Source organism: Sphingobacterium sp. UBA7249 (assembly GCF_002472835.1).
Taxonomy (GTDB): domain Bacteria; phylum Bacteroidota; class Bacteroidia; order Sphingobacteriales; family Sphingobacteriaceae; genus Sphingobacterium; species Sphingobacterium prati.
This window is the reverse complement of record NZ_DKST01000031.1, coordinates 23,784-47,784: the sequence shown is the minus strand read 5'-3', so window position 1 is coordinate 47,784 and position 24,001 is coordinate 23,784. Positions and strand designations below refer to the sequence as shown.

General features: G+C 39.8%; 22 protein-coding genes. 17 read left to right on the top strand and 5 right to left on the bottom strand.

Annotated elements, in window-relative coordinates; translation table 11 throughout:
* Nucleotides 1-31: 31 nt before the first annotated feature.
* On the bottom strand, nucleotides 32-1,507 hold the full coding sequence (guaB, locus tag B4A24_RS23585; RefSeq protein WP_293947374.1) for an IMP dehydrogenase: 1,476 nt from the start codon (nucleotides 1,505-1,507) through the stop codon (nucleotides 32-34).
* A 222-nt stretch (nucleotides 1,508-1,729) separates the two neighbouring features.
* On the opposite strand from guaB, the gene B4A24_RS23580 reads away from it, so the two are divergent.
* The 12 genes from B4A24_RS23580 (at nucleotide 1,730) to rodA (ending at nucleotide 15,087) form a co-directional block, all read left to right on the top strand.
* Nucleotides 1,730-2,206: a hypothetical protein gene (locus B4A24_RS23580; RefSeq protein WP_293947373.1), complete on the top strand. Its 477-nt coding sequence runs from the start codon at nucleotides 1,730-1,732 to the stop codon at nucleotides 2,204-2,206.
* A gap of 258 nt (nucleotides 2,207-2,464) precedes the next feature.
* Nucleotides 2,465-5,446 carry a protein translocase subunit SecDF gene (secDF, locus tag B4A24_RS23575; RefSeq protein ID WP_293947372.1) on the top strand — a complete coding sequence of 994 codons (2,982 nt, stop codon included), beginning with the start codon at nucleotides 2,465-2,467 and terminating at the stop codon, nucleotides 5,444-5,446.
* 114 nt (nucleotides 5,447-5,560) lie between these two features.
* Nucleotides 5,561-5,998 carry a MarR family winged helix-turn-helix transcriptional regulator gene (locus B4A24_RS23570; RefSeq protein WP_293947371.1) on the top strand — a complete coding sequence of 146 codons (438 nt, stop codon included), beginning with the start codon at nucleotides 5,561-5,563 and terminating at the stop codon, nucleotides 5,996-5,998.
* 2 nt (nucleotides 5,999-6,000) lie between these two features.
* Complete coding sequence (locus B4A24_RS23565) at nucleotides 6,001-7,005, top strand: NAD(P)/FAD-dependent oxidoreductase (RefSeq protein WP_293947370.1); 1,005 nt, start codon at nucleotides 6,001-6,003, stop codon at nucleotides 7,003-7,005.
* Nucleotides 7,006-7,007: 2 nt separating this feature from the next.
* Complete coding sequence (locus B4A24_RS23560; RefSeq protein ID WP_216660837.1) at nucleotides 7,008-7,340, top strand: 2Fe-2S iron-sulfur cluster-binding protein; 333 nt, start codon at nucleotides 7,008-7,010, stop codon at nucleotides 7,338-7,340.
* A gap of 251 nt (nucleotides 7,341-7,591) precedes the next feature.
* Nucleotides 7,592-8,899: an NAD(P)/FAD-dependent oxidoreductase gene (locus B4A24_RS23555; protein ID WP_293947369.1), complete on the top strand. Its 1,308-nt coding sequence runs from the start codon at nucleotides 7,592-7,594 to the stop codon at nucleotides 8,897-8,899.
* Nucleotides 8,900-8,975: 76 nt separating this feature from the next.
* Nucleotides 8,976-9,218 (top strand): hypothetical protein, encoded by a 243-nt coding sequence (locus tag B4A24_RS23550; RefSeq protein WP_293947368.1) that lies wholly within the window; start codon nucleotides 8,976-8,978, stop codon nucleotides 9,216-9,218.
* A 130-nt stretch (nucleotides 9,219-9,348) separates the two neighbouring features.
* Nucleotides 9,349-10,371, top strand: a complete 1,023-nt coding sequence (locus B4A24_RS23545) for a rod shape-determining protein (protein ID WP_028071379.1) — start codon at nucleotides 9,349-9,351, stop codon at nucleotides 10,369-10,371.
* Between the two features lie 94 nt (nucleotides 10,372-10,465).
* The gene (gene mreC, locus B4A24_RS23540) at nucleotides 10,466-11,308 is read left to right on the top strand and encodes a rod shape-determining protein MreC (protein WP_293947367.1); all 843 of its coding nucleotides are present in this window, start codon (nucleotides 10,466-10,468) and stop codon (nucleotides 11,306-11,308) included.
* Nucleotides 11,301-11,819, top strand: a complete 519-nt coding sequence (locus tag B4A24_RS23535; protein ID WP_172395869.1) for a rod shape-determining protein MreD — start codon at nucleotides 11,301-11,303, stop codon at nucleotides 11,817-11,819. The genes mreC and B4A24_RS23535 overlap by 8 nt, the downstream gene beginning before the upstream one ends.
* A 27-nt stretch (nucleotides 11,820-11,846) precedes the next feature.
* On the top strand, nucleotides 11,847-13,829 hold the full coding sequence (gene mrdA, locus B4A24_RS23530; protein WP_293947366.1) for a penicillin-binding protein 2: 1,983 nt from the start codon (nucleotides 11,847-11,849) through the stop codon (nucleotides 13,827-13,829).
* Nucleotides 13,822-15,087: a rod shape-determining protein RodA gene (gene rodA / locus B4A24_RS23525; RefSeq protein ID WP_293947365.1), complete on the top strand. Its 1,266-nt coding sequence runs from the start codon at nucleotides 13,822-13,824 to the stop codon at nucleotides 15,085-15,087. Before mrdA ends, rodA begins: the two co-directional genes overlap by 8 nt.
* A 26-nt stretch (nucleotides 15,088-15,113) precedes the next feature.
* Here rodA and B4A24_RS23520 read toward each other — a convergent pair whose 3' ends face one another.
* From B4A24_RS23520 to B4A24_RS23505, 4 genes are read right to left on the bottom strand one after another with little or no spacing between them, the layout of a single operon-like run.
* A complete protein-coding gene (locus tag B4A24_RS23520; protein ID WP_293947364.1) occupies nucleotides 15,114-15,965 on the bottom strand; it encodes a nucleoside phosphorylase in 852 nt (283 codons plus the stop codon).
* Complete coding sequence (locus B4A24_RS23515) at nucleotides 15,965-16,582, bottom strand: IMPACT family protein (RefSeq protein WP_293947363.1); 618 nt, start codon at nucleotides 16,580-16,582, stop codon at nucleotides 15,965-15,967. The genes B4A24_RS23520 and B4A24_RS23515 overlap by 1 nt, the downstream gene beginning before the upstream one ends.
* Nucleotides 16,579-17,448: an EamA family transporter gene (locus tag B4A24_RS23510; protein ID WP_293947362.1), complete on the bottom strand. Its 870-nt coding sequence runs from the start codon at nucleotides 17,446-17,448 to the stop codon at nucleotides 16,579-16,581. The genes B4A24_RS23515 and B4A24_RS23510 overlap by 4 nt, the downstream gene beginning before the upstream one ends.
* Before the next feature lie 14 nt (nucleotides 17,449-17,462).
* On the bottom strand, nucleotides 17,463-17,948 hold the full coding sequence (locus B4A24_RS23505) for a thermonuclease family protein (protein ID WP_293947361.1): 486 nt from the start codon (nucleotides 17,946-17,948) through the stop codon (nucleotides 17,463-17,465).
* A 526-nt stretch (nucleotides 17,949-18,474) separates the two neighbouring features.
* On the opposite strand from B4A24_RS23505, the gene B4A24_RS23500 reads away from it, so the two are divergent.
* The 5 genes from B4A24_RS23500 (at nucleotide 18,475) to B4A24_RS23480 (ending at nucleotide 23,940) form a co-directional block, all read left to right on the top strand.
* Nucleotides 18,475-19,299, top strand: a complete 825-nt coding sequence (locus B4A24_RS23500) for a prephenate dehydratase (protein WP_172395862.1) — start codon at nucleotides 18,475-18,477, stop codon at nucleotides 19,297-19,299.
* A gap of 118 nt (nucleotides 19,300-19,417) precedes the next feature.
* Nucleotides 19,418-20,530 carry a chorismate mutase gene (locus B4A24_RS23495; protein WP_172395861.1) on the top strand — a complete coding sequence of 371 codons (1,113 nt, stop codon included), beginning with the start codon at nucleotides 19,418-19,420 and terminating at the stop codon, nucleotides 20,528-20,530.
* The gene (aroA, locus tag B4A24_RS23490) at nucleotides 20,530-21,777 is read left to right on the top strand and encodes a 3-phosphoshikimate 1-carboxyvinyltransferase (protein ID WP_293947360.1); all 1,248 of its coding nucleotides are present in this window, start codon (nucleotides 20,530-20,532) and stop codon (nucleotides 21,775-21,777) included. Before B4A24_RS23495 ends, aroA begins: the two co-directional genes overlap by 1 nt.
* A gap of 215 nt (nucleotides 21,778-21,992) precedes the next feature.
* The gene (aroC, locus tag B4A24_RS23485; protein ID WP_293947359.1) at nucleotides 21,993-23,099 is read left to right on the top strand and encodes a chorismate synthase; all 1,107 of its coding nucleotides are present in this window, start codon (nucleotides 21,993-21,995) and stop codon (nucleotides 23,097-23,099) included.
* Nucleotides 23,086-23,940, top strand: a complete 855-nt coding sequence (locus tag B4A24_RS23480) for an ROK family protein (protein WP_293947358.1) — start codon at nucleotides 23,086-23,088, stop codon at nucleotides 23,938-23,940. The genes aroC and B4A24_RS23480 overlap by 14 nt, the downstream gene beginning before the upstream one ends.
* The last annotated feature ends 61 nt before the right edge of the window (nucleotides 23,941-24,001 follow it).

The following is a 24,001-nucleotide window of genomic DNA, read 5'->3' as shown; positions in this document are numbered from 1 at the left end:
ATCATCGGATTTTTTTGCTATTCACTTATGTTTAATTTCTACTATTATAGTTTGGAGACTCTTTCGTAATAGAGATATTATGTGGATGAGATTCTCTCAAGCCAGCACCTGTAATACGAACAAATTGGGCTTCCTGTAATTTTTCAATTGTAGCAGCACCGCAATAACCCATTGATGCACGCAATCCGCCGATATACTGATATACGACTTCAGCTAATGTGCCTTTGTAAGGAACACGCCCTACAATTCCTTCTGGAACCAACTTTTTGATATCATCTTCTACATCTTGGAAATAGCGGTCCTTAGAACCTTTTTCCATTGCTTCAATAGATCCCATACCACGATATGATTTAAATTTACGGCCTTCGTAAATAATTGTCTCGCCCGGAGCCTCTTCTACTCCAGCAAATAAAGAACCAGCCATAATCGTGCTTGCTCCAGCAGCAATAGCCTTTGCGATATCACCAGTTTGTTTGATACCACCATCAGCGATCAATGGCACTCCAGTTCCCTTAAGCGCTTTAGCAACTTCATACACCGCATAAAGTTGTGGAACTCCCACACCAGCAATAATACGGGTTGTACAGATCGACCCAGGCCCGATACCTACTTTTACGGCATCAGCACCAGCTTCGGCTAATGCCGTTGCCGCTGCACCTGTCGCAATATTCCCGACGATCACCTGCAATTCAGGAAAGGTGGATTTTACCAATTTCAATTTATCAATTACCCCCTTAGAGTGCCCATGTGCAGTATCAATGGTTATGACATCTACTCCGGCTTTCACTAACGCTTCAACCCGATCCAATGTATCTGGAGTTACGCCAACTGCCGCTCCTACCAATAAACGCCCATGGCTATCTTTGGCCGCATTCGGATAATGCTTATATTTTTGGATATCTTTAAAGGTGATCAGACCTTTCAAGATTCCTTCGTTGTTGACAACTGGAAGTTTTTCGATTTTCTCATTCTGAAGAATTTCCTCCGCTTTCACCAAATCTGTACCTTCGGGAGCAACGACAAGATTATCTTTCGTCATGAGCTCATTGATTGGACGGCTCATATCTTTTTGAAAACGAAGATCACGGTTGGTTACGATACCCACTAATTGACCTTTTTCATTGACCACTGGAATCCCTCCGATCTTATGTTCCTTCATAATATTAAAGGCATCACCAACGGTAGCAGAGGCTAACAATGTAACCGGATCTTGGATCATACCGCTTTCTGAACGCTTCACTTTGCGCACTTCAGCAGCTTGTTCTGCAATCGTCATGTTCTTATGTAACATACCAATACCGCCCGCTTGCGCGATCGCAATTGCTAAATCAGCACCAGTTACCGTATCCATTGCTGCTGAAACCAATGGAATATTTAATTTGATTTTTTTTGTCAGTGCGGTACTCGTATCAACGTCACGTGGTAAAATTTCAGAATAAGCTGGAATTAATAAGACGTCATCGTAAGTGAGACCTTCTGCTACGAATTTTTGTGGATCTAATTGCATGGCAAATATGTATTGGGTTTTCTATTTGCCAGGCAAATTTAAGAAAAATAAGCAATATTAAAAAATAAAATACACAAATTACAATCCATAGACAAATTAGAACAATTATGAATTGATACCATTGTCCGTTTTAGCGCATTGCTCTTTTTTTTTGGCAAGCTATTTGCTTTTGATAACACGAAAAGTAATTTTAATTAATGAAAATATAAAGAAAAGATAATTATGAAAAAGACATTACTCTCATTAGCTGCTGTTGCAGCATTAGCTTTCGGCGCAAACGAAGCAAAAGCACAATCACCACAACGCGCTGCTATCGGTGTTGTTTTTGATGGTACTGGTGGTGACCTTTGGGGGGTTCAATACAAACAATCTTTTGGCGGAACAAACAATGGTCAAGCGCAAGTGATGTTTGATGACAACGTTGTTGCTGTAGGTGCTGATTACCAATACGCTAGACCATTCCGAGGTGTAAACGGACTAGGATGGTATGCGGGTGTTGGTGCGCAATTGACATTTCTTGACGCTGGAAATGACGATATCACTCTTGTTGGTTTAAGACCACAATTGGGTTTAGAATTTAAAATCCCTGCCGCCCCAATCGGATTTCACGCAGACTGGAAACCAGATTGGAGATTGAACCACAACAGTGATTTTGATGCTTCAACCTTCTCATTTGGTATTAAATATACATTGAGATAGTATTAAAAATTATAAAAAAAGGTCCTGCTCTAAAACAAGCAGGACCTTTTTTTATATAAAATAAATCCCTAAAATATTTCTTTTTTTCAGCAATTCTTCTAATTTTATGCCTTTAACCTAAATGGCATAAATAAAGCTTTTCATTCTACAAAAATTTTATACCTTTGCCATTCTTGGTAAAGTGTGATTAATCAAGAACTAATTATCAATTACATAAACAGTATTTAACATTAAAATTAATACAATTAATAACAGACGATGCAAGGTAAAGGGCTGATTAAACTTTTAGTGATAGTGGTGTCATTAGCGTGTCTATACTCCCTATCATTTACTTGGGTGACCCGCAAGGTGGAGCAAGATGCTGAAAATTTTGCCAAAGGTGATTTGGCAAAAGAGAAGAGCTATCTAGACTCGATGGCAGGTGAAGTAGTGTACAATTTAGGTTTTGCGAAATACACCTATAGGGAAGCAAAAGCAAATGAACTGGCTTTAGGATTGGATTTGAAAGGTGGTATGAACGTTACGATGGAGATCTCATTGGATGAGTTGATCCGTAATCTGGCCAACAATCCAAAAGATGAGAAATTCAATAAAGCGTTGGAGCAAGCAGTAGTAAAGAGCAAAACTAGTCCAAAAACGGTCGTAGCTTTGTTTATGGAAGAATACAAATCCATTGGAGCTTCCACCCCGCTTTCGACGTTCTTTTCGACAAAAGACAATGCTTCATTAATTAAACCAGGTGATTCTGATTCAAAAGTTGAATCATTCCTCCAAAAAGAAGCTGATAACGCCATTCAAAATTCGTACAAAGTACTACGTACACGTATTGATAAATTCGGAGTAGCTTCGCCAAACATCCAGATTCAACAAGGTACAAACCGTATCTTAGTTGAGCTGCCAGGTGTAAAAGACGAAAGCCGTGTTCGTAACCTCCTGCAAGGTTCGGCGAAATTGGAGTTCTATGAGACCTACACCAATCAAGAAGTCTATCCTGTATTAGAAAATATTGACAGAACATTAGCAACTACTTTAAAAGCGAGTTCTACAGCGCCAACCGCAGTTGCAGATACCAGTAAAAAGGCAGATGATCTATTGTCTAACTTGACTGGACAGAAGGACACGAAAGCTAAGAAAGACAGCGCAGCACTTAATCTAGGTCAGAAAAACCCATTATTTGAAGTATTACGCCCAGCAGTTTATATGGGCGAAAACCAGCAAATGGCACTTATGCCCGGTGCTATGGTTGGTATTGCTTCATTGAAAGATACCGCTAAAGTAAATGCTTATTTGCAACGCCCAGAAGTAAAATCAATTCTTCCAGGTAACTTAAAGCTTTTATGGGCTGTAAAACCAGAGCAAAAAACACCAGAGCAACTTTCCCTATATGCGATCAAAGCAGTAGGGGCGGATAATGGTGCTGTATTGACAGGTGACGTCATCACTGATGCAAATGCCAACTTTGATGAGAAAAACCAACCTGTTGTTGGGATGCAAATGAATAGTGAAGGTGCGCGTGAATGGAAAAAAATCACAGCAAAAGCTGCTCAAAATAGAGATGCTATCGCTATTGTATTGGACAATGTCGTTTATTCTGCTCCTTCTGTTAATGGTGAAATTCCAAACGGTAGTTCATCAATCTCCGGTTCATTTACAGTAGAGGATACAAAAGATTTGGCAAACGTATTGAAAGCTGGTCGTCTTCCGACTACAGCGAAAATCGTTGAAGAAGCGATCGTAGGTCCTACATTGGGACAAGCAGCGATTGATGCAGGTATCAACTCAGCGGTCATCGGTATTATCGTGGTGATGATCTTCATGATTGCGTACTACAACACTGCAGGTATTGTGGCTAACATTGCTGTATTGTTGAACGTATTCATTATCATGGGGGTATTAGCCTCACTCAATGCCGTACTGACTTTACCAGGTATTGCCGGTATCGTATTGACAATGGGTACCGCCGTCGATGCAAACGTACTGATCTATGAACGTATCCGTGAGGAACTTGGTTTAGGAAAATCAATCCGCCAGGCGGTTGCAGATGGTTACAAACACGCTTTACCATCTATCTTGGATTCTCAGATCACGACCTTCTTGATCGGTATCATCTTATTCTTGTTTGGTAGTGGTCCAATTTTAGGTTTCGCAACAACATTGATGGTGGGTATTATCACATCATTATTTACAGCAATACTTGTAACACGTGTTATTTTTGAATGGATGCTGGAAAGAGATATCAAAATTAAAGTATCTTTCCCTTGGTCTGCAAACACCTTGCATAATGCAAACTTCAAATTCGTTCAAAAACGTAAAGTATTCTATGCAATCTCTGTTGTAGCGGTCTTAATTTCCGCAGCTTCAATTTTCACAAAAGGTTTCAGTTTGGGTGTAGATTTCCAGGGTGGACGTACCTATACCGTTCGTTACGATAAACCAGTTGATCCGGAAGCTGTACGTACCAGTTTGGATGATATCTTCCAAAAAACAACGGAAGTAAAAGTATTTGGTGCATCCAACCAACTTCGTGTGACAACAACATATCATATCGAAGAAACTTCCGATGCGGCTGATAAAGAAGTATTGGATAAATTGAACCAGGGGCTATCTAAAGTAGATGCTTCCAACAAACATGAAATCCTGTCCTCACAAAAAGTAGGACCGAGTATTGCATCTGATATCAAATCAAGAGCAACTAGCTCGGCAATCTTCTCCATTATCATCGTAGCGGCTTATATCTTAATCCGTTTCCGCAAATGGGAATACTCTGTGGGTGCAGCTATTGCAACCATCCACGATGCCATTATTCTATTAGGTTTATTCTCCCTATTGGATGGTATTGTCCCATTCTCATTGGATATTGACCAACACTTTGTGGCGGCCATCTTAACAGTAATCGCATACTCGGTGAATGATACCGTGGTTGTATTTGACCGCTTGAGAGAGTTCGTATCCAAACCGAATGCACATAACGAAGATCTTGGCGATGTTGTCAATCACGCAATCAACTCGACCCTGAGCAGAACAATCATTACTTCATTGACGATCGTTTTCGTTCTTGCGGTCTTGTTCATCTTTGGTGGTGAGGTTATCCGTGGATTCTCGTTCGCGATCTTAATCGGTGTTATTGTTGGTACCTATTCTTCCATTATCCTGGCTGCGCCTTCCGTATACGACCTACGTAAAGGAAAGCACTTAGCTGAAGGTAATGCTGCAAAAAAAGCTGAAGTAGTCAGACCATAATAAGATTAAAAATATCAAGGAGAGGCGTTCAAGTTTTTGAACGCCTTTTTTATTGCATTCAAATTACTTGTTGCACTAAATATTTTAAATATATTTGTCATACTAAATATTTGTATGCTAAACGAAAAATTCGACCGTTATTCCTTCATCTTGGATCAAACCGCCAAGAAGGTAAAACAATTTGCACAATCGTCTTTTACGGAAAAGGGATTTGACATTACAGTGGATCAATGGGCTGTCTTAAAGGCACTCTACGAAACCGAACAGCTATCGCAGAAAGAATTAGCCAGACGATGTGGCAAAGACCAGCCCACATTGACGCGTATCGTGGATATTCTACTGAAGAAAGGTTTGGCCGAGCGTGTCATTGATGAGACAGACCGCCGGAGTCTCTATCTTCATTTGACGGAAGAGGGGAAACTTAAGGTTGCCTCCCTGTCCCCTATCGTTGCAGAAATCAGGATGAAAGCATGGGAGAAACTGACGGAAAAAGATTTCGAGGATTTTACGAGAATATTAAACACGATTTATAACAATTTAAATATATCATAGCTATGACAAATACTGACATTTGCATCATCGGTGCTGGACCAGTAGGATTATTTGCTGTATTTGAAGCTGGACTTCTAAAAATGAGGTGCCACCTGATTGATGTTTTACCTCAAGTTGGCGGCCAATTATCCGAAATATATCCCCATAAGCCAATTTATGATATACCAGGTTACCCGAGCATTACAGCGCAGGAGCTCATCGATAATCAACTTGAACAAATAAAGCCTTTTGCACCTACATTTACGTTAGGTGAGCGTGTCGAACAGATCGAAAAACAGGATGATGGCTCTTTTATTATTTCCACAGGTGACAATACGAAAGTGCATGCACAAGTGATTGTCATTGCAGGGGGACTTGGTTGCTTTGAACCCCGCAAACCTGAAATCCACAACCTGCATCTTTATGAAGGCAAAGGCGTAGATTATATGGTTAAAGATCCTGCAAAATACAAGAACAAACGGATTGTTATTGCTGGCGGAGGTGATTCCGCACTGGATTGGACTTATCATTTGGCTGATATTGCACAACAAGTTACACTTATTCACCGGAGCGACTCTTTCCGCGGTGCACCGGATTCTGCTGAAAAAGTTTTTAAATTGGCGCAAGAAGGAAAGATCAATTTACTCCTGTCTCATAATTTGAGCAATATACACGGCAATGGAACCCTCACTGCGATTGAAACGGTAAATAAAGAGAAAGAAACGACAGCAGTCGAAGCCGATTATTTTATTCCATTATATGGCTTGACGCCCAAACTTGGACCTATTGCTGACTGGGGACTAAGTATCGATAAAAACGCGATTGAAGTAAATACCTTTGATTATTCCACCAACGTTGAACGCATCTACGCTATTGGTGATATCAACACCTACCCGGGCAAGCTTAAACTGATCTTATGTGGATATCACGAAGCCGCCTTGATGTGCCAAAGTGCTTTTAAGTTTGTTTATCCTGATCAAAAATTGAGCTTTAAATATACAACCGTTAACGGTATAAATACATTTTAGTGATGGAAGATAATTTGATTCAAGTAACCGTTATCGATCGTGATGGCACAGAAAACAGAATTGATGTCCCGACAGATATCAATCTATCACTAATGGAAATTCTAAAAGCATCTGAATACGACATACTGGCTACCTGCGGTGGCATGGCACTCTGCGCCACATGCCATATTGAAGTCGTTGAAGGCATAGAAAATCTTTCGGAAGCCAGCGATCAGGAATTGGATATGCTCGACACCTTACCTGATGCTGACGAGCAAAGTCGACTGGCCTGTCAACTTCGTCTTCATCCGAATAACAACGGTATGAAAATCAGACTAAAAGGTTCGTTGCAATAACAAAGTCATTGTGTACAAAATACACAATGACTTTGTTAGCTATACAAGTTTTTTTAGATCACCTTTTGAGCTGTAAAACACTTAAAACCAAAACACTACAAAATATTTTATTAAAGGAATTAGCCTTGTAACGATAAATTTCACAACGTATTGCCATAATAAATAAATATTTTTTAGCTTTTTGGCTCAAAATTTAAGATATTTGCAGCTTAATTCGATTGTACGAATTTTTACAACAAACTATTAAAAATATGCCAAGCAATAGTTCAAATAGAAAATTCCCCAGAGTAATCATTATTGGTGCTGGATTTGGAGGAATTGAAGTTGCTAAAAAGCTTAAAAATAAGGAAGTTGAAGTTCTCTTATTGGATAGAAACAATTTTCACACCTTCCAACCATTAATGTACCAAGTTGCTACGGGTACTCTTTCCGCGGACTCCATTTCCTTCCCGGTCCGAAAAATGTTCAAAAATCAGGATAACTTCCATTTTAGACTTGCCGACGTAAAAAGCATCGACAATGAGGCTAAAGTTGTTAAGACTGATATTGGAGATTTCGACTATGACTATTTGGTTGTGGCCACGGGTGCAACGACAAATTTTTTCGGCAATCAGCAGATCACCAAATATGCCCTGCCAATGAAAAACATTCAAGAGGCACTTAATATACGAAGTTACGTTCTTCAAAACCTTGAAGAGGCTGTCATGATCACGAATCCCGAAGATCGTAAGCCAAATTTAAACTTTGTAATCGTTGGTGGTGGCCCTACAGGGGTAGAACTTTCTGGTGCTATTGCAGAAATTAAGAATAATGTTTTGGAAAAAGACTATCCTGAATTGAATAAATCAGAAATGTCTGTTTACCTTGTAGAAGGTCTACCAAAAGTATTGGCCAACCTATCCGAAAAAGCGTCAAAAAACTCCGAGAAATATCTGAAAGATTTAGGCGTTGAAGTATTATTAAATGTACAGGTAACTGGATACGACGGTAAAGCTATTACTTTCGCTGACGGCAGAAGCATTGAAACAAAAACAGTTATTTGGGGTGCCGGCGTTGCTGGCCAATATCCGGATGGATTCAAAAAAGAGGTCATCCAACGTGGCAATCGTATTCAAACAGATGATCAATGTCGTGTAATTGACATGCCAGGTGTGTATGCCATTGGTGACGTATCTGCATTTATTACAGAAGACCTACCGCGGGGCCTACCGGGCGTCGCACCAGTAGCACAGCAGCAGGGCGGATATGTAGCGAAACATATCCTTCAAACAATGTCCAATCAACCTACTGAAAAATTCAGTTATTTTGACAAGGGATCAATGGCTACCGTAGGACGTAACAAGGCGGTTGTCGACATGGGTAAGATTCATTTCAGTGGTTTCTTTGGATGGATGACTTGGATGTTTGTTCACTTAATGTCTATTTATGGGTTTAGAAATAAGTTGATCACATTTGTCAACTGGTCGGTCAAGTTTTTCACTAAAAATAGTGGTGTTCGTTTAATCTTCCATAAATTCAACAAGCCGGCTCCAGAAGAACAAACTAAAACGGTACAATAGAGACAATAAATAAATTCGTAAGAACAGGATTAACCTGTTCTTTAATCAAAAACGAATGCCATTATTTTATTTAATAATGGCATTCGTTTTTCTTCCTTATCCCACTTCCAAGCAATGGAAACTTGTTCGAAAAAAAAAAATCCGCATTCATCCCTTGGCTATTTCCTTTCGTAAGACCGTCACCTATCATCCACAACATGCACGCGCTTATATCAGCTGGCAAAGATTTCAAAAACACATGTTTATTTCACCCCGCAAATCGCAGCTAACAAAAAATAAGTTGAAGCAAGAAGTAACAATTGTAGATTATATTCGTTAAATTTAAGAACAGTTTTTTCCAGATAGAATTTACTTGCAGAATATAGTTTTTTTTGATGTAGAACCTCAAAAAGATTAATTTTTTTTGTGTAGGTTTGCATATTATTTTAAAATAGCTTAAGGATTAGCAAATGGGCTTATTTAATTGGTTTACGCAAGAAGTTGCGATTGACTTGGGTACTGCGAACACCCTGATAATTCATAACGACAAGGTAGTAGTGGATGAGCCTTCTATTGTTGCATTTGACCGCACCACAAACAAAGTGATTGCCATCGGTCGACAGGCCATGCAAATGGAAGGTAAAACACACGACAATATAAAAACAGTAAGACCTTTACGTGATGGAGTAATTGCTGATTTTACAGCTGCTGAACATTTGATCAGAGGAATGGTAAAATTAGTTAACAATGGTAAGAGTTGGTTTTTCCCATCGCTACGTATGGTTGTTTGTATTCCATCGGGCATCACGGAAGTAGAAAAAAGAGCTGTACGTGATTCTGCAGAAATTGCGGGTGCGAAAGAAGTCTATTTAATTCATGAACCAATGGCTGCTGCTGTAGGTATCGGTATTGATGTAGAAGAACCAATGGGGAACATGATTATAGATATCGGTGGGGGGACGACAGAAATTGCTGTTATCGCGCTGTCTGGTATTGTATGTGATCAATCCATCCGTGTGGCAGGTGATAACTTTGACTCCGACATTGTTCAATACATCCGTAGACAACATAACATCATGATCGGTGAACGTACAGCAGAGAAGATCAAGATTGAAGTAGGTGCTGCACTTCCGGAGTTGCAGGAACCTCCTGCTGATTTTGCCGTACAGGGTCGTGACTTGATGACCGGTGTTCCTAAACAGATCACTGTTTCATATACAGAAATTGCCCATTGTTTGGACAAATCAATTTCTAAAATCGAAGAAGCTATCTTAAAAGCACTTGAAATTACTCCGCCGGAGCTATCTGCCGATATTTACCAAACAGGTATCTACCTTACAGGGGGGGGGGCCTTATTACGTGGTTTAGATCGTCGTATTCAAGCAAAAACGAAGCTTCCTGTACATATCGCCGAAGATCCGCTTCGTGCCGTTGTCAGGGGTACTGGTATTGCGCTTAAAAATATTGGCCGATTCAAATTCTTGATGCAGTAATTAACGTTCGATAATTAACAAGATTTTATTAAAGAGCGATATAATATGCAAAATTATTATATCGCTTGCTTATTATAAATACCCACGATAAAAAATGAGAAACCTTTGGTTATTCCTGAGACGATACAATGCATTCTTTTGGTTTATCCTATTTTTTGGATTCTCGTTATTTTTGATTATTACCAACAATTCGTTTCAACGCAATTCTGTATTAAACTCTTCCAACCGTGTGATCGGTAGCTTATATGCAAAAGTAAACTCCTGGAAAAGTTACTTACATCTGGATGAGACTAATGATGCTTTGGCCAAAGAAAATGCGCAATTGCGGAAAGACCTTCAGGCATACAAATCGACAGATAGTATCAAAATTGGCCCCGTACCGGTCATAGATAGTAGCGAATTTGGGCGTTACCAATTTATTGTTGCGAATGTAATCAACAATAGTATTCATCAAAAAGCCAATACGATTACATTGGATAAGGGCAGCAAAGATGGTATAGAGAAAGGAATGGGTGTCATTGCCCCGAATGGCGTTGTTGGTATTGTATTAAACGTTTCGCCAAATTTTTCTACGGTACAATCATTATTACATCCTGACACTCGTATTTCTGTCACCTTGGGGCATAGTGAAGTTTTTGGATCGCTGGTCTGGGGCAACAATATCGATTATCGTGCAGCAACAGTTAAAGAAATCCCTAATCATATCAAAGTAAACAAAGGAGATAAAGTCTATACCTCAGGCTATTCCGGCCATTTTCCGAAAGGTATTTTTGTCGGAACGGTTATTCAAACCGGGATCTCTTCTGGAGATGCATTTTTGGATCTACGACTGCTTTTAAGCACCAATTTTTCTAATCTACAACACGTATATGTAGTAAAGGATTTATTAAGTAAAGAATTAAAAACTTTGGAGGAATCGACTAAGGACAATGGCTAGGATTCTAATATTTAATATCATTCGATTTATCGTCCTGATCGGGATGCAAGTATTTTTATTCCAAAATATTGGTTATTACAATCTGGCTGCGGCATTTCCCTATATTCTATTTATCTTTTTACTGCCAACAGGGACGCCTAATTTTCTAGTTTACCTGATTGCTTTTTTAACGGGACTGACCGTAGATTCGTTTTACGATACACTTGGCGTCAATACCGCCGCTTGTGTGGCATTGGCAGCCTTCCGCATTTTCTTTATGAAGATTACACTCGAAGTAGAGGAACGTGAATCTTTTCTTACACCAATGTTGGGATTGATGAATGTGAGGTGGTTTTTTTCCTTTATCTTTTTTGGTACATTGATTCATCATACATTCCTATATCTACTGGAATCTTTCTCACTTCAGCATATTCAATATACATTACTTAGCATTGTTTTAAGTTGTATATTTACCGTAATTATCATGCTGTTATTTAGTATTTTATTCTACAAAAAGAAAGATCGATTGTAGTAGATCGATGGATAGAAATTTATTTCTATGAATAGTTTTTTTGCTCGCAAGTACGTTGTTTCCGGAATCTTTGTCGCCATCGTCCTGACTTTGATTGCCCGTCTATTTTATTTACAGATTATCGACGACTCCTATATACATTCGGCGAATAGCAATGTCATGCGGAAGGTAATTGTATATCCCGCAAGAGGTGTTATTTTGGACCGTAAGGGGAAAGTACTGGTGCAAAATGAACCTGTTTATGACCTGATGGTCACGCCTCGCGAAGTCAAAGAAATTGATACAGCCTTGTTTTGTAGATTAGTTGAGATTGATAAAGAAGGCTTTATCAAACGTATGGAAAAAGCCAGGGCCCATTCCCCTTATAGAGCATCGATTTTTGAAAAACAATTATCCGTACGGACATGGGCACAGTACCAAGAATATCAATACCAATTTCGTGGATTTTATGTGCAAAAACGAACTATCAGAAGTTATCCAGATAGTATTGCCGCTCAATTTTTAGGTTATGTCAGTGAGGTAAATGACAAAGACATTGAACGGTCTAATGGATTTTACCGTAGTGGTGACTATATCGGAAGGAGTGGTGTCGAACGATCCTATGAAGATCTCATTCGGGGGAAAAGAGGCGTTAACAATTTAATGGTCGATGCGCTGAACCGTCCAAAAGGTATATTTATGGAAGGGAAGTACGATACCCTAGCCGTTGCGGGTGAAGGCTTAGTCTCCTCCTTAGATAAGGATCTTCAAATTTTAGGTGAAAACCTCATGAAAAATAAGCTAGGATCCATTGTTGCCATTGAACCAGCAACGGGAGAAATATTAGCCTATGTGAGCAGTCCAAGTTATGATCCGAATCTTATGGTAGGTCGTCAGGTCGGCAATAATTACATGAAGCTACTGAATGATGAAACCAAACCTCTTTTCAACAGGCCAATTCAAGCGTCATATCCTCCGGGGTCAGTATTTAAAGTTGTTTCGGCATTAACTGCACAGCAGGCTGGGCTGATTGACCGCAATACCGTATTTTTCTGCCCGCATGGCTATAGTTATGGTGGTGGACGAGGTTGGATGGGATGTACCCACTATCATGGATCAACGACCCTACAACGTTCTGTAGCCGTATCTTGTAATACCTATTATGGATTTACCTACGCTAAAATGATCGATGGCCGCGGCCTTTCCGGACCTAAAGCCTATGATTTATGGCGAAATGCAGTTACACAATTCGGAATCGGACATAAATTAGGGATTGATCTTCCTGGAGAAAAAGCAGGTTTATTACCCACATCGGAATTTTATACAAAACGTTACGGCAATGACAAGTGGCGCTCAAGCTTCAATATCTCTTTGTCCATTGGACAAGGTGAGATGGGTATCACGCCATTGCAGATGGCCAATATCATGGCCATCGTAGCCAACAAAGGTTTCTACTATAGACCGCATCTCATCAAAGGTATTGGCACGCAAAAAATTGCAAAAAAAGAATTTACCGAAAAGATCAGTGCTGGTGTAGATGAACGATATTATCCTGTGGTTATACAGGGAATGAGCGACGCCGTAAACACGCCCGAAGGAACAGCTTGGGCGAACCGTATACCCGGTATTGAAATGTGCGGAAAGACAGGTACCGCTCAAAATCCACATGGCGAAAATCACGCCGTATTTTTCGCATTTGCACCCAGGGAAAATCCAAAAATTGCGATAGCAGTATTTGTGGAAAATGCGGGTTATGGTGGAACATGGGCTGGTCCGATTGCCAGTATGATGGTCGAAAAATATCTGAAAGACACAATTACAGCACCAAAGTATATTCAGGATCGTATCTATAAGGCAAACTTCCTTCCGGCACCAAAGAAAATAGTGGATCCCAAAAATAAGGATGCCAAGAAAACGGATTCGGTCAAATCAAAAACAGATACGATTAAATCGAAACGTCAGACGGCAGCTTTAATAAAACCAAAGGAAACAATTGTTCACCATAGTGAGGTAAAAAGAAGATATGAATAATCAAAAAAACAGTTTCTTTGGAAAAATAGATTGGTTAACAATCATATTATGGTTATCACTATGCCTAATAGGACTTTTCAATATCCGTGCAGCTGTTTTTAATCCGGAGATGCCAGGTTTTTTCATGTTAGGAACCAACTATGGAAAGCAATCTTTGTATCTGATCTCTGCAATCATCCTCGGTATATCTATTCTGATAATCGACGCTAAGTTTTTCAGTTCTGCTTCACCAATATTCTATGGGATCACAGCCATACTCCTCGTCGTTGTGTTGGTTGTTGGACGAAATGTGGGTGGAAACCAGGCTTGGATTGATTTGGGTTTCTTCCGATTGCAACCGTCAGAGTTTGCCAAGCTTTCCACCTGTTTGCTGTTGGCCAACTTTCTAAGTGCGCAGAGCAATAAAGCTCCCACCATGCAGACCTTGGCAATGGGCGCTGGAATTGTACTTTTTCCTGTATTCTTGGTTATGCTACAGCCCGATACTGGTTCAGCACTTGCCTTCTTTTCGTTGATTTTTGTATTTTACCGTGAAGGTTATGTCAACAATGAATTACTGATATTCGGGGGGCTATGTATCCTACTTTTTGTTTTATCCCTCCTATTCAATCCTTGGATCCTAATATTGGTACTAGCTGCTATTATCGGTTTTTTCATGTGGAGCTTCCGGAAAAAGAGAAAGTATATCATCAATCTGAGTATTCTCTTCGCTGCCTGTACCGCATTTATATTATGCGTGGACTTAGTTTATGACCACGTACTACAACCCCACCAACGTGACCGGATCGATATCATTCTAGGCAAGACCCAAGATCTTAAAGATAAAGGATATAATTTGAATCAGTCCAAAATCGCCATTGGATCCGGACAATTCTGGGGAAAAGGTTATTTACAAGGGACGCAAACAAAATACAACTTTGTACCTGAGCAAAGTACCGATTTCATTTTCTGTACCGTAGGCGAAGAATGGGGCTTTGTTGGTTCGGTAACATTGCTTGCCATTTACCTCACCTTACTTTTACGCATTATTCATATTGCGGAACGACAGCGCTCGGCCTTCGCTAGGATTTATGCATATGGTGTAGCTTCCATCCTATTTTTCCACTTATTTATCAATATAGGAATGACAATAGGTATTGTCCCGGTTATCGGGATTCCGCTCCCTTTTGTCAGCTACGGTGGGTCCTCATTATGGAGCTTTACGATACTACTTTTTATTATGCTAAAATTTGACTCTAACAGAAAAGGAGTCGTTTAATTCGCCCGCGGTAGTGGATATTTTTTTTAAATCCTTTCCAGTACCAGCTGAATAGCTTTTTCAACGACTGCTTCGGGATCCGATGAGAATTTTCCTGCTACCCTACTTGCTAAAATGGCGTTTATAGATACTGCCTGATGGCCAAGCATACTAGCCAGTGCATAGATCCCGGCGGTTTCCATTTCCAGGTTAGTCAAGCGGAGGTCACTGTACTTAAATGAATTTATCAAGGGAATGAGATCCGGAATCGTGTTATCTGATCTTAGGGAGCGTCCTTGCGGCCCGTAAAACCCCGGAGCAGTCAGAGTCATTCCTTTTTGCAGATCAAAAGCAATACGTTCTAATAAGCCCTTACCCGCACGTGCTACGTAAGGTTTTAAACTCAATTGGGGGAAATGTCGAATCAAAGAACTTTGTATATTGAGTTCAACCTCGTCATAAGGTTTTTGATAGTATTGCATCAGTGCATCAAACCCTATCCCATAAGTGGAGGCGAGTATGCTTCCCATTTCGATATCCTCTTGTACAGCACCAGAGGTACCGATTCGCACGATATCCAAAACTGTTAGCTCGCTCTTCAGCGTCTTATTCTGAAAATCGATATTGACCAATGCGTCCAATTCATTCAAAACAATATCAATATTGTCTGTTCCGATACCTGTCGAAATCACGCTCAGTCGTTTAGTGCCAATATATCCTGTATGGGTAATAAACTCACGTTTTCCTTTTTTGAGTTCTATACGATCAAAATATTTCGAAACCTTCGCGACACGGTCGGGGTCCCCTACCGTAATAATTGTTGTAGCTAAATCCGCTGGCAATAAATTCAAATGATAAATACTTCCATCTGAATTTAAAATGAGTTCGGCATTATTCATTATATTGTTCTTAAATAATTCAATTCACAACCTTCTATTTTTGAAAAACGTTCGACAACCCGGTTAACTTGCATTTTGCGTACCTCAAATTCCAGGTAGCAATTATTGTCAAATTGTTGCTTTTCAATTTCCAGCCCCTCCTCTTTAATAATACGCATGACATCATTCATATCCAGGTAGTCAAAAGTTAACCCGTAGCTATCGTTAACTGTCCGTTCGATGATCTTAGCCTGATCCAATGCATCCTGTGTTGCCGATTTATACGCATTGATCAAACCTGGTACGCCTAACAGGGTTCCGCCAAAATAGCGGACAACAACGACGATTACATTGGTGATATCTACTGAGAGCAGGGCATTCAATATAGGACGACCCGCAGTCCCAGAAGGCTCGCCATCATCGTTTACCCGAAACACATTACGATCTGGGCTCAGTCTATAGGCCCAACAATGATGCCTTGCTTTCGGATGTAGGACTTTCACATCCTGTAATACCTCTTTTAATGTTTCCTCAGACCTAAATGGAAATGCATAAGCAATGAATTTGCTCCCTTTATCTCGAAAAATTCCTTCGTAATTTGTATCGATCGTTCGATAAGTATCTTCAAATAAGCTCACAGATATGCGATAATTAAAACTGAAACAATGGAAAGAGCGATACCTAGGTAATTCAACCCAGATAGTCTTTCTTTAAAAAATACCACACCAACCAAAGCGCCAAGAGAAATTACCCCAATGTTCATTCCTGTAAAAACAATGGAAGGGTTTTCGGGCAGCGCCCGATGCGCTTTCATATAAAATAATATATTGCAAAAGTTGAAAGCACCCAAAATCAGGCCATAAGCTATGGCTTTGAAAGAAAAGACCTGCTTTTCAATCCAGATAAAATAGCCTAGTAATACAAATGCAATCAGCATAGCCATGACAAATATAATAAACATCGAACTGACATAGGGAATCGTGACATGCAAAGCGACTTGCTTAAAGAGGATATCAATAATCCCCATCCCGATAAAAACAAGCAATGGATAGAGATTTCTATAGCGCATATCGGGCAAGTTTGTTATTGAAGCTGATTTGCGCCAACCAATGGAACATACGATCGCTAATAGGCCAAGCCCTATACCTAGCAGTTTATTCCCTTGCAATCTTTCATTAAATAAAAAAAATGATGCCAGTAGCGGTATAAACAAAGACAAGCGCTGCGCAACTTCTGTTTTTACCAAACCACTATAACGGATGGATAAAGCTATAAATACAAACATTCCAGGCAACAGTACCGCTAATGCTGTATAAAGCGGAAGCGGTAAGCTCGTCCAGCTCATTGACTCTATTTCGGGCTGCAGTATAAAATAAGTCAAAACAACTGCCATGGGATAATTCCATACGATCACTTGTTTTGTTTCTACGCCATCCTGTTTGGCCAATTTCAACAATACTGCTACAGTGACACTGCAAATAACACTAATTAGGACAAAAAACATCGTTCAGCTATTAATTAATTCCAAAGCCCACGCTTTGCTACCCGGGCCCTACGCTCTAATTTTATAAAAAAATCTGCGTATTGCACATTAGGGGCTAAGGTGTACGTTACAGCGTACCCCTGTTCCACCAAATCCGCGTTTACAAATTTCCCTCCAATATACACATAAGCCAGTAGTCTTCCATAACGATCCTTTTTCCCAATATCAAACACCAACTTAACATTTTTTCCGGTCAACATGGATCGCAGGTATTCTTTTGCCTCCTGCCCATAATAACCAACTTCTTTTCGGGCTGTTTTTCGTGTTTCGGGTGCATCAATTCCGATCAGTCGCACCCGCTCTCCTTTTTTACCACCACTTTCAATGACAAAGGTGTCGCCGTCAATGACGCGTTGCACTTTCACGTATCGCTCCTCCCCTTTGTAAGAAAAACTTAAAAATAAGAAACAGGTGATCGTAGCTGGTACCAAAAAATTCAATCGCTTTAGCATAAAATTCATATTTGGGCAAAGGTAATAAAATACTTTTTCAGCAAACAACCTATAAAAAAGGAATTATTTTAAACACAAAACAGACAATTATTCATTAAAAAAAACACCATAAAAAGACGAATTTTTCACCTATTTTTATCGTAAAAAAACCATAAAAAACATGCACAAAAAACACATGATTAAAAAATAACAGTTTGAATACAAACTAATTAAAACAATAACACTCCAAAAAAAACATCAAAAAAACATCTATTTTTAAGACTAAAAAAAACGATAAAAAAACGCTGTAAATGATTTGTTTTTTTTATAAAAAAATTATTTTTTCTTTGATATTTCAAAAACATTCGTACATTTGAAATGTCAAAACAACAAAAGGATGAACAGATCATATACATATTTCTATTTTAACTTCTTTTATTTTAAAAATAAGAGCCGGGATTAGATTGTGTATACATTAAAAATATAACAAGAAAGAGTCCCGGTTTAGATCACCGGGACTCTTTCTTGTTTAAGGGCAAAATAGCAACAAAAAAAAATGAGTTTAAAAATTGCGATACAAGGAGCAAAAGCTTCATTTCACGAGGAAGCCGCATTTAAATACTTTGGACGGGAAGTCGAGATTGTAGAATGTGATTCATTCAAAAAAACCTGTGAATTGCTTAAGCAAAGAAAAGTGGATTATATCGTTATGGCGATCGAAAATTCAATTGCCGGTAGCCTGCTACCAAACTATAATCTGCTTCGGGATTACAAATTCCATATCACAGGTGAAGTTTATCTCAACATTCAACAGAATTTGATGGTATTGCCAGGTGTTAAACTAAAGGATATCAAGCATATTGAATCACATCCGATAGCGATCCGTCAATGTGAGGAATTTCTTTCAGAGCTGGAAGGTGTACGTATTACAGAAGGATCCGACACTGCTGCTACTGCAAAAATGATCGCTGAACGAAAATTGACTGATACAGCTGCAATTGCAGGTACTTTAGCCGCTGAAATTTATGGGCTTGAGATTTTAGAGAAAAGAATCGAAACCAATAAAAAGAATGCGACGCGTTTTTTGGTTCTCTCAAATGAAGTGGTTGAGTACAAAAATGCGAACAAAGCATCTTTATCGTTCCAAACTGGAAATACGGTTGGATCACTTGCGACTATTTTACAATGTTTTGCCGAGCAAAACATTAACCTGAGTAAGATTCAGTCCATGCCTGTCATCGGAAAACGCAACGAGTATGACTTTTTTGTGGACGTTGAATGGAAGAAACAATCAGACTATGAAGCCGCAATCAGGAAAGTACTCAAACATAGTATCAATTTTAATATCATGGGCGAATACATCAAAAACGAGAAACTATAATCAACAATTTAATAATTAGAAAATAATCAAACTTACCTGAATCTGCTGACTGGACAAATGACTTGCAGAACAAGCATGACGACTTAACAGATTCAAATACCTTTAAAAATTTATTCGGATGAAAAATACATTAGAAATCACTCCTTTGAAATCATGGTTAGATACTGGAGACAAACCCTTAATTATTGCAGGCCCTTGTAGTGCGGAAACTGAAGAGCAATTGGTATCTACAGCGCATCTATTGGCGAATACTGGAAAAGTAAATATCTTACGTGCTGGTATCTGGAAACCACGCACACGTCCGGGTGAATTTGAAGGGATTGGTTCCATTGGTTTGGAGTGGTTGAAGAGAGCAAAAGAAGAGACCGGTTTATTAACAGCTACCGAAGTTGCTACAGCCAAGCACGTAGAGGAAGCTTTAGCTGCTGGTGTTGACGTACTTTGGGTAGGTGCGCGTTCGACGGCTAATCCCTTCACAGTACAAGAAATTGCTGACGCACTACAGGGAGTAGATGTACCAGTTTTCGTAAAAAATCCGGTTAACCCAGATTTATCATTGTGGATCGGTGCTTTGGAGCGTATCAATCGCGCTGGCATCAAAAAATTAGGTGCTATCCACCGGGGCTTCTCTTCTTACGAGAAAACAGCTTTCCGTAATGAACCAATGTGGGATCTTGCGATCCAATTAAAGACGGCTTGCCCTAATTTACCGATCATCAATGATCCAAGCCATATCTGTGGGAATCGTGAATTATTACCCTACATAGCACAAAAAGCAATGGACATGGACATGCAAGGTTTGATTATCGAATCGCATATTGACCCCTCTGTTGCCTGGACGGATGCCAAACAACAGGTTACTCCAGCGGCCCTGGCGGAATTGATCGATCATTTAACATTACGTAAAGCGGATTCTGACAATCCTTCATTCGAGGACAAATTAGCAGAATTACGTAGCAACATCGATAAATTGGATGATTTAATTATTCAAAAAATCGGAGAACGTATGAAGATTGCTGAGAAAATTGGTGAATACAAACGTGATAACAACGTAACGATCTTACAGGTAAACCGTTGGGATGAGATTGTTCAAAAACGCACAAAACTTGCTGAAGCACTTTCTTTGGGCAGTGAGTTTGCAACAAAATTCCTAGAATTAATTCACAACGAATCTATCCGTAAACAAAATGCGGTTATGAATTCACAAGAACAACCTACAGCTGAAGCATAATGAAACAAGTCATCAAGCTGACGCATCCATCAAAAAAGATTAAAGGCACGGTTCAACTGACAGGATCAAAATCCGAGAGCAACCGTGCTCTTATTATCCAATCCTTGAGTAAAGGACAAGTTGATATCGCAAATCTTTCCGAAGCTGCCGACACAGTTACATTAAACCGTGTATTACAGATCGCATCCAACCCGCAAGCAGGCTACAATACGATTGACATTGGTCCTGCAGGCACGGCAATGCGTTTTCTGACAGCCTATTTGAACCTTGTTCCCGGAAACTTTATTCTAACGGGAACCGAACGCATGCAACAGCGGCCAATTGGTATATTGGTTGATGCGATGAAAGAAATAGGCGCAGACATTCATTATGAAAAAAAAGCTGGCTACCCGCCACTAAAAATAGAAGGCGGATTGTTTCAGGGCAAGGACCGTGTCCGGATAAAAGGAAATATTAGCAGCCAGTATATCTCTGCGCTACTTTTAATCGCTCCAGCACTGAAAAAGGGGCTTACATTGGAAATCGAAGGCGAACTGACTTCCAGACCTTATGTATCCATGACCTTGGATATGCTAAAAAGTGTTGGTATACAGCACGAGTGGACAGCAAATGAGATTCATATTGCCCCACAAAGCTTTTCAAAAAGTACCATTTATGTGGAGCCAGATTGGAGTGCAGCCTCATATTGGTACGCTATCGTAGCCTTGGCAGAAGATGGCGCATCTATTGTCTTACCGGGACTTAAAAAAGACAGTTTGCAAGGCGATATTGCCATTGTTGATATTATGACGCATTTTGGCGTCCAATCCAGTTTTGAAGCCTTTGGTCTACATCTTCAGAAAACGGCAATAGATTCGAAAAAAATAATATTTGATTTCAAAGAATGTCCGGATCTCGCCCAGACGGTTGTTGTGGTTGCTGCCGCTTTAGGTCGCGACGTTTCTTTTACGGGTCTGGAGACATTAAAGATCAAAGAAACTGACCGAATTGCTGCACTACAGACTGAAATAGCAAAATTTGGCGCCGATTTGATCGAAGACAACGAAACCTATCACCTAAAAACAGCTCAAGTATACCAGCCAACAGAGGTGACATTTGACACCTATGAAGACCACCGTATGGCAATGGCATTTGCTCCCCTTGCATTGGTTTTTGACCAGATCAAGATTGCGGAGCCACAGGTTGTCGAAAAATCTTATCCAGATTTCTGGAAACACCTACAGTCTCAATCTTTTATTATTGACTAATATTAAAAACCAGGAGAATACAGCGATATGTCCCTGGTTTTTTAACCTATATATACGCACTATTGACAGCCTTAATGACAACGAGGTGAACGCAATCACCGTAAAGGGCTTATACATAGTTTTACACGATCAAAATTGATAAAGTTGTATTTTACAACAGCGTTATCATTGCATTTAAATGCAAATTTATCTAAGTTTATTGAAATTTAATTTTTATGGCAGGAAATTCATTTGGCGATTTATTCAGAATCAGCACTTTTGGCGAATCACACGGTAAAGCTATCGGTGTAATTATTGATGGTTGCCCCTCAAATATAACGATAGACGAAGAGTTTATACAATCTGAGCTAGATAAACGCAAACCGGGACAATCCCGGATTACCACACAACGAAAAGAAAGTGATACCGCCCAGATATTATCGGGTGTATTCGAAGGCAAATCGACCGGCACACCGATTGCCATTGTCATACCAAATGAAGACCAACGTTCGAAAGATTATACGCACATCAAAGACATCTTTAGACCCTCTCATGCAGACTTCACCTACCAGATGAAATACGGCATACGTGACTATCGTGGCGGTGGTCGTTCTTCAGCCCGTGAGACAGCTGCAAGGGTTGCGGCAGGTGCAGTTGCAAAAAGCTTCTTAAAGCAATTTGGTATTCAAATTTTTGCCCATGTCTCTGGTGTCGGTACGATTGAAGCACCCAATTTAGATACAAAAGATCTTAACGCTTTGCTTGATCTACGTGAATCCAATATCGCACGCTGTGCTGATCCGGCAACAGCCAATGAGATGGTAGAATTTATAGATTCGATCAGAAAAGCGGGTGATACGGTAGGGGGACGTATTTCAGCAGTGATAAGGCATGTTCCCGTGGGTCTCGGAGAACCGGTATTTGATAAACTCCATGCTGACCTTGCAAAAGCCATGATGAGCATCAATGCTGTTCATGGTTTTGAATATGGGTCAGGTTTTGCAGGTTCAGAGTTGCGAGGTTCCGAACATAATGATATATTTGTAGCAGATGACCATGATTTAAATCAAGTGCATACACATACCAATTTCTCTGGGGGAATACAGGGCGGTATATCAAACGGTATGGATATTACCTTTAAAGTAGCATTCAAACCTGTTGCCACCATCATGAGAGATCAAGAAACAGTCGATATCCATGGCAACCCGGCCATCGCAAGTGGTAAGGGAAGACATGATCCTTGTGTTGTTTCGAGAGCGGTAATTATTGTAGAAGCCATGGCGGCACTTGTGATTGCGGATCATCTACTTAAACATCAAAGTTACAAACATGCTGCAAGATAATTATGTCGTAGGTGTTGACATTGGAGGCACTCATATTTCCGCCTGTATCATTGACACCAAACAATGGAATATACATTTAGAGAACGTGGTCAGAAACCACGTTTTTTCTCAAGGAGATGCTAAAACGATTTTACAAACCTGGGCTTCCACAATACAGGAGATTATCCGTACCTCACCCACTGCTATTCAATTCATTGGCATAGCAATGCCGGGACCATTTGACTATGAAAATGGTATCTCTAAAATGTTAGGTCAAAGCAAGTACGACAACTTGTATGATAAAGATATTAAAACCTTATTGTCTGCAGAGCTGGGTTTACCCCCTAATGCTATTCATTTTATTAATGACGCTGCTGCTTTTTTACAGGGAGAAATATTTGTACAGAACCTACAAACTAATGCAAGAATACTTGGCATTACTTTGGGAACGGGATTGGGATCTGCAGTTTGGAACAAAGGCGAAAAGGCTTTCGATGCAGATCTATGGAACACACCTTACGAGGAAAGTATTTTTGAAGAATATTTGGTAACAAGATGGTTTGTCAAACGATTCAAAGAGGTCACAGGTAAGGATGTTACTGGATTAAAGGAAATTCTGGACAATCACCGTGAAACAACCGCATTCGCGACAATCAAAGATGAATATGCGAAGCATCTATTTGATTTTATGCAATTTTTCGAAGAAAAATACCAGACGAATATCTTTATTATTGGTGGCAACATCGCAAAAGCACTTCCTATCTTTATTGCGGACCGAGAAGAATTCAATAGATTTATCGTCTACACTGCAATACTGGGTGAGAAGGCCGCAATGATTGGCGCTGCAAGTATATTCAGTTAACGAACGAAGAGTAGGGCTACGAAAAGAGCTAAATACCCCATTCATTTAATGAATCGGGATA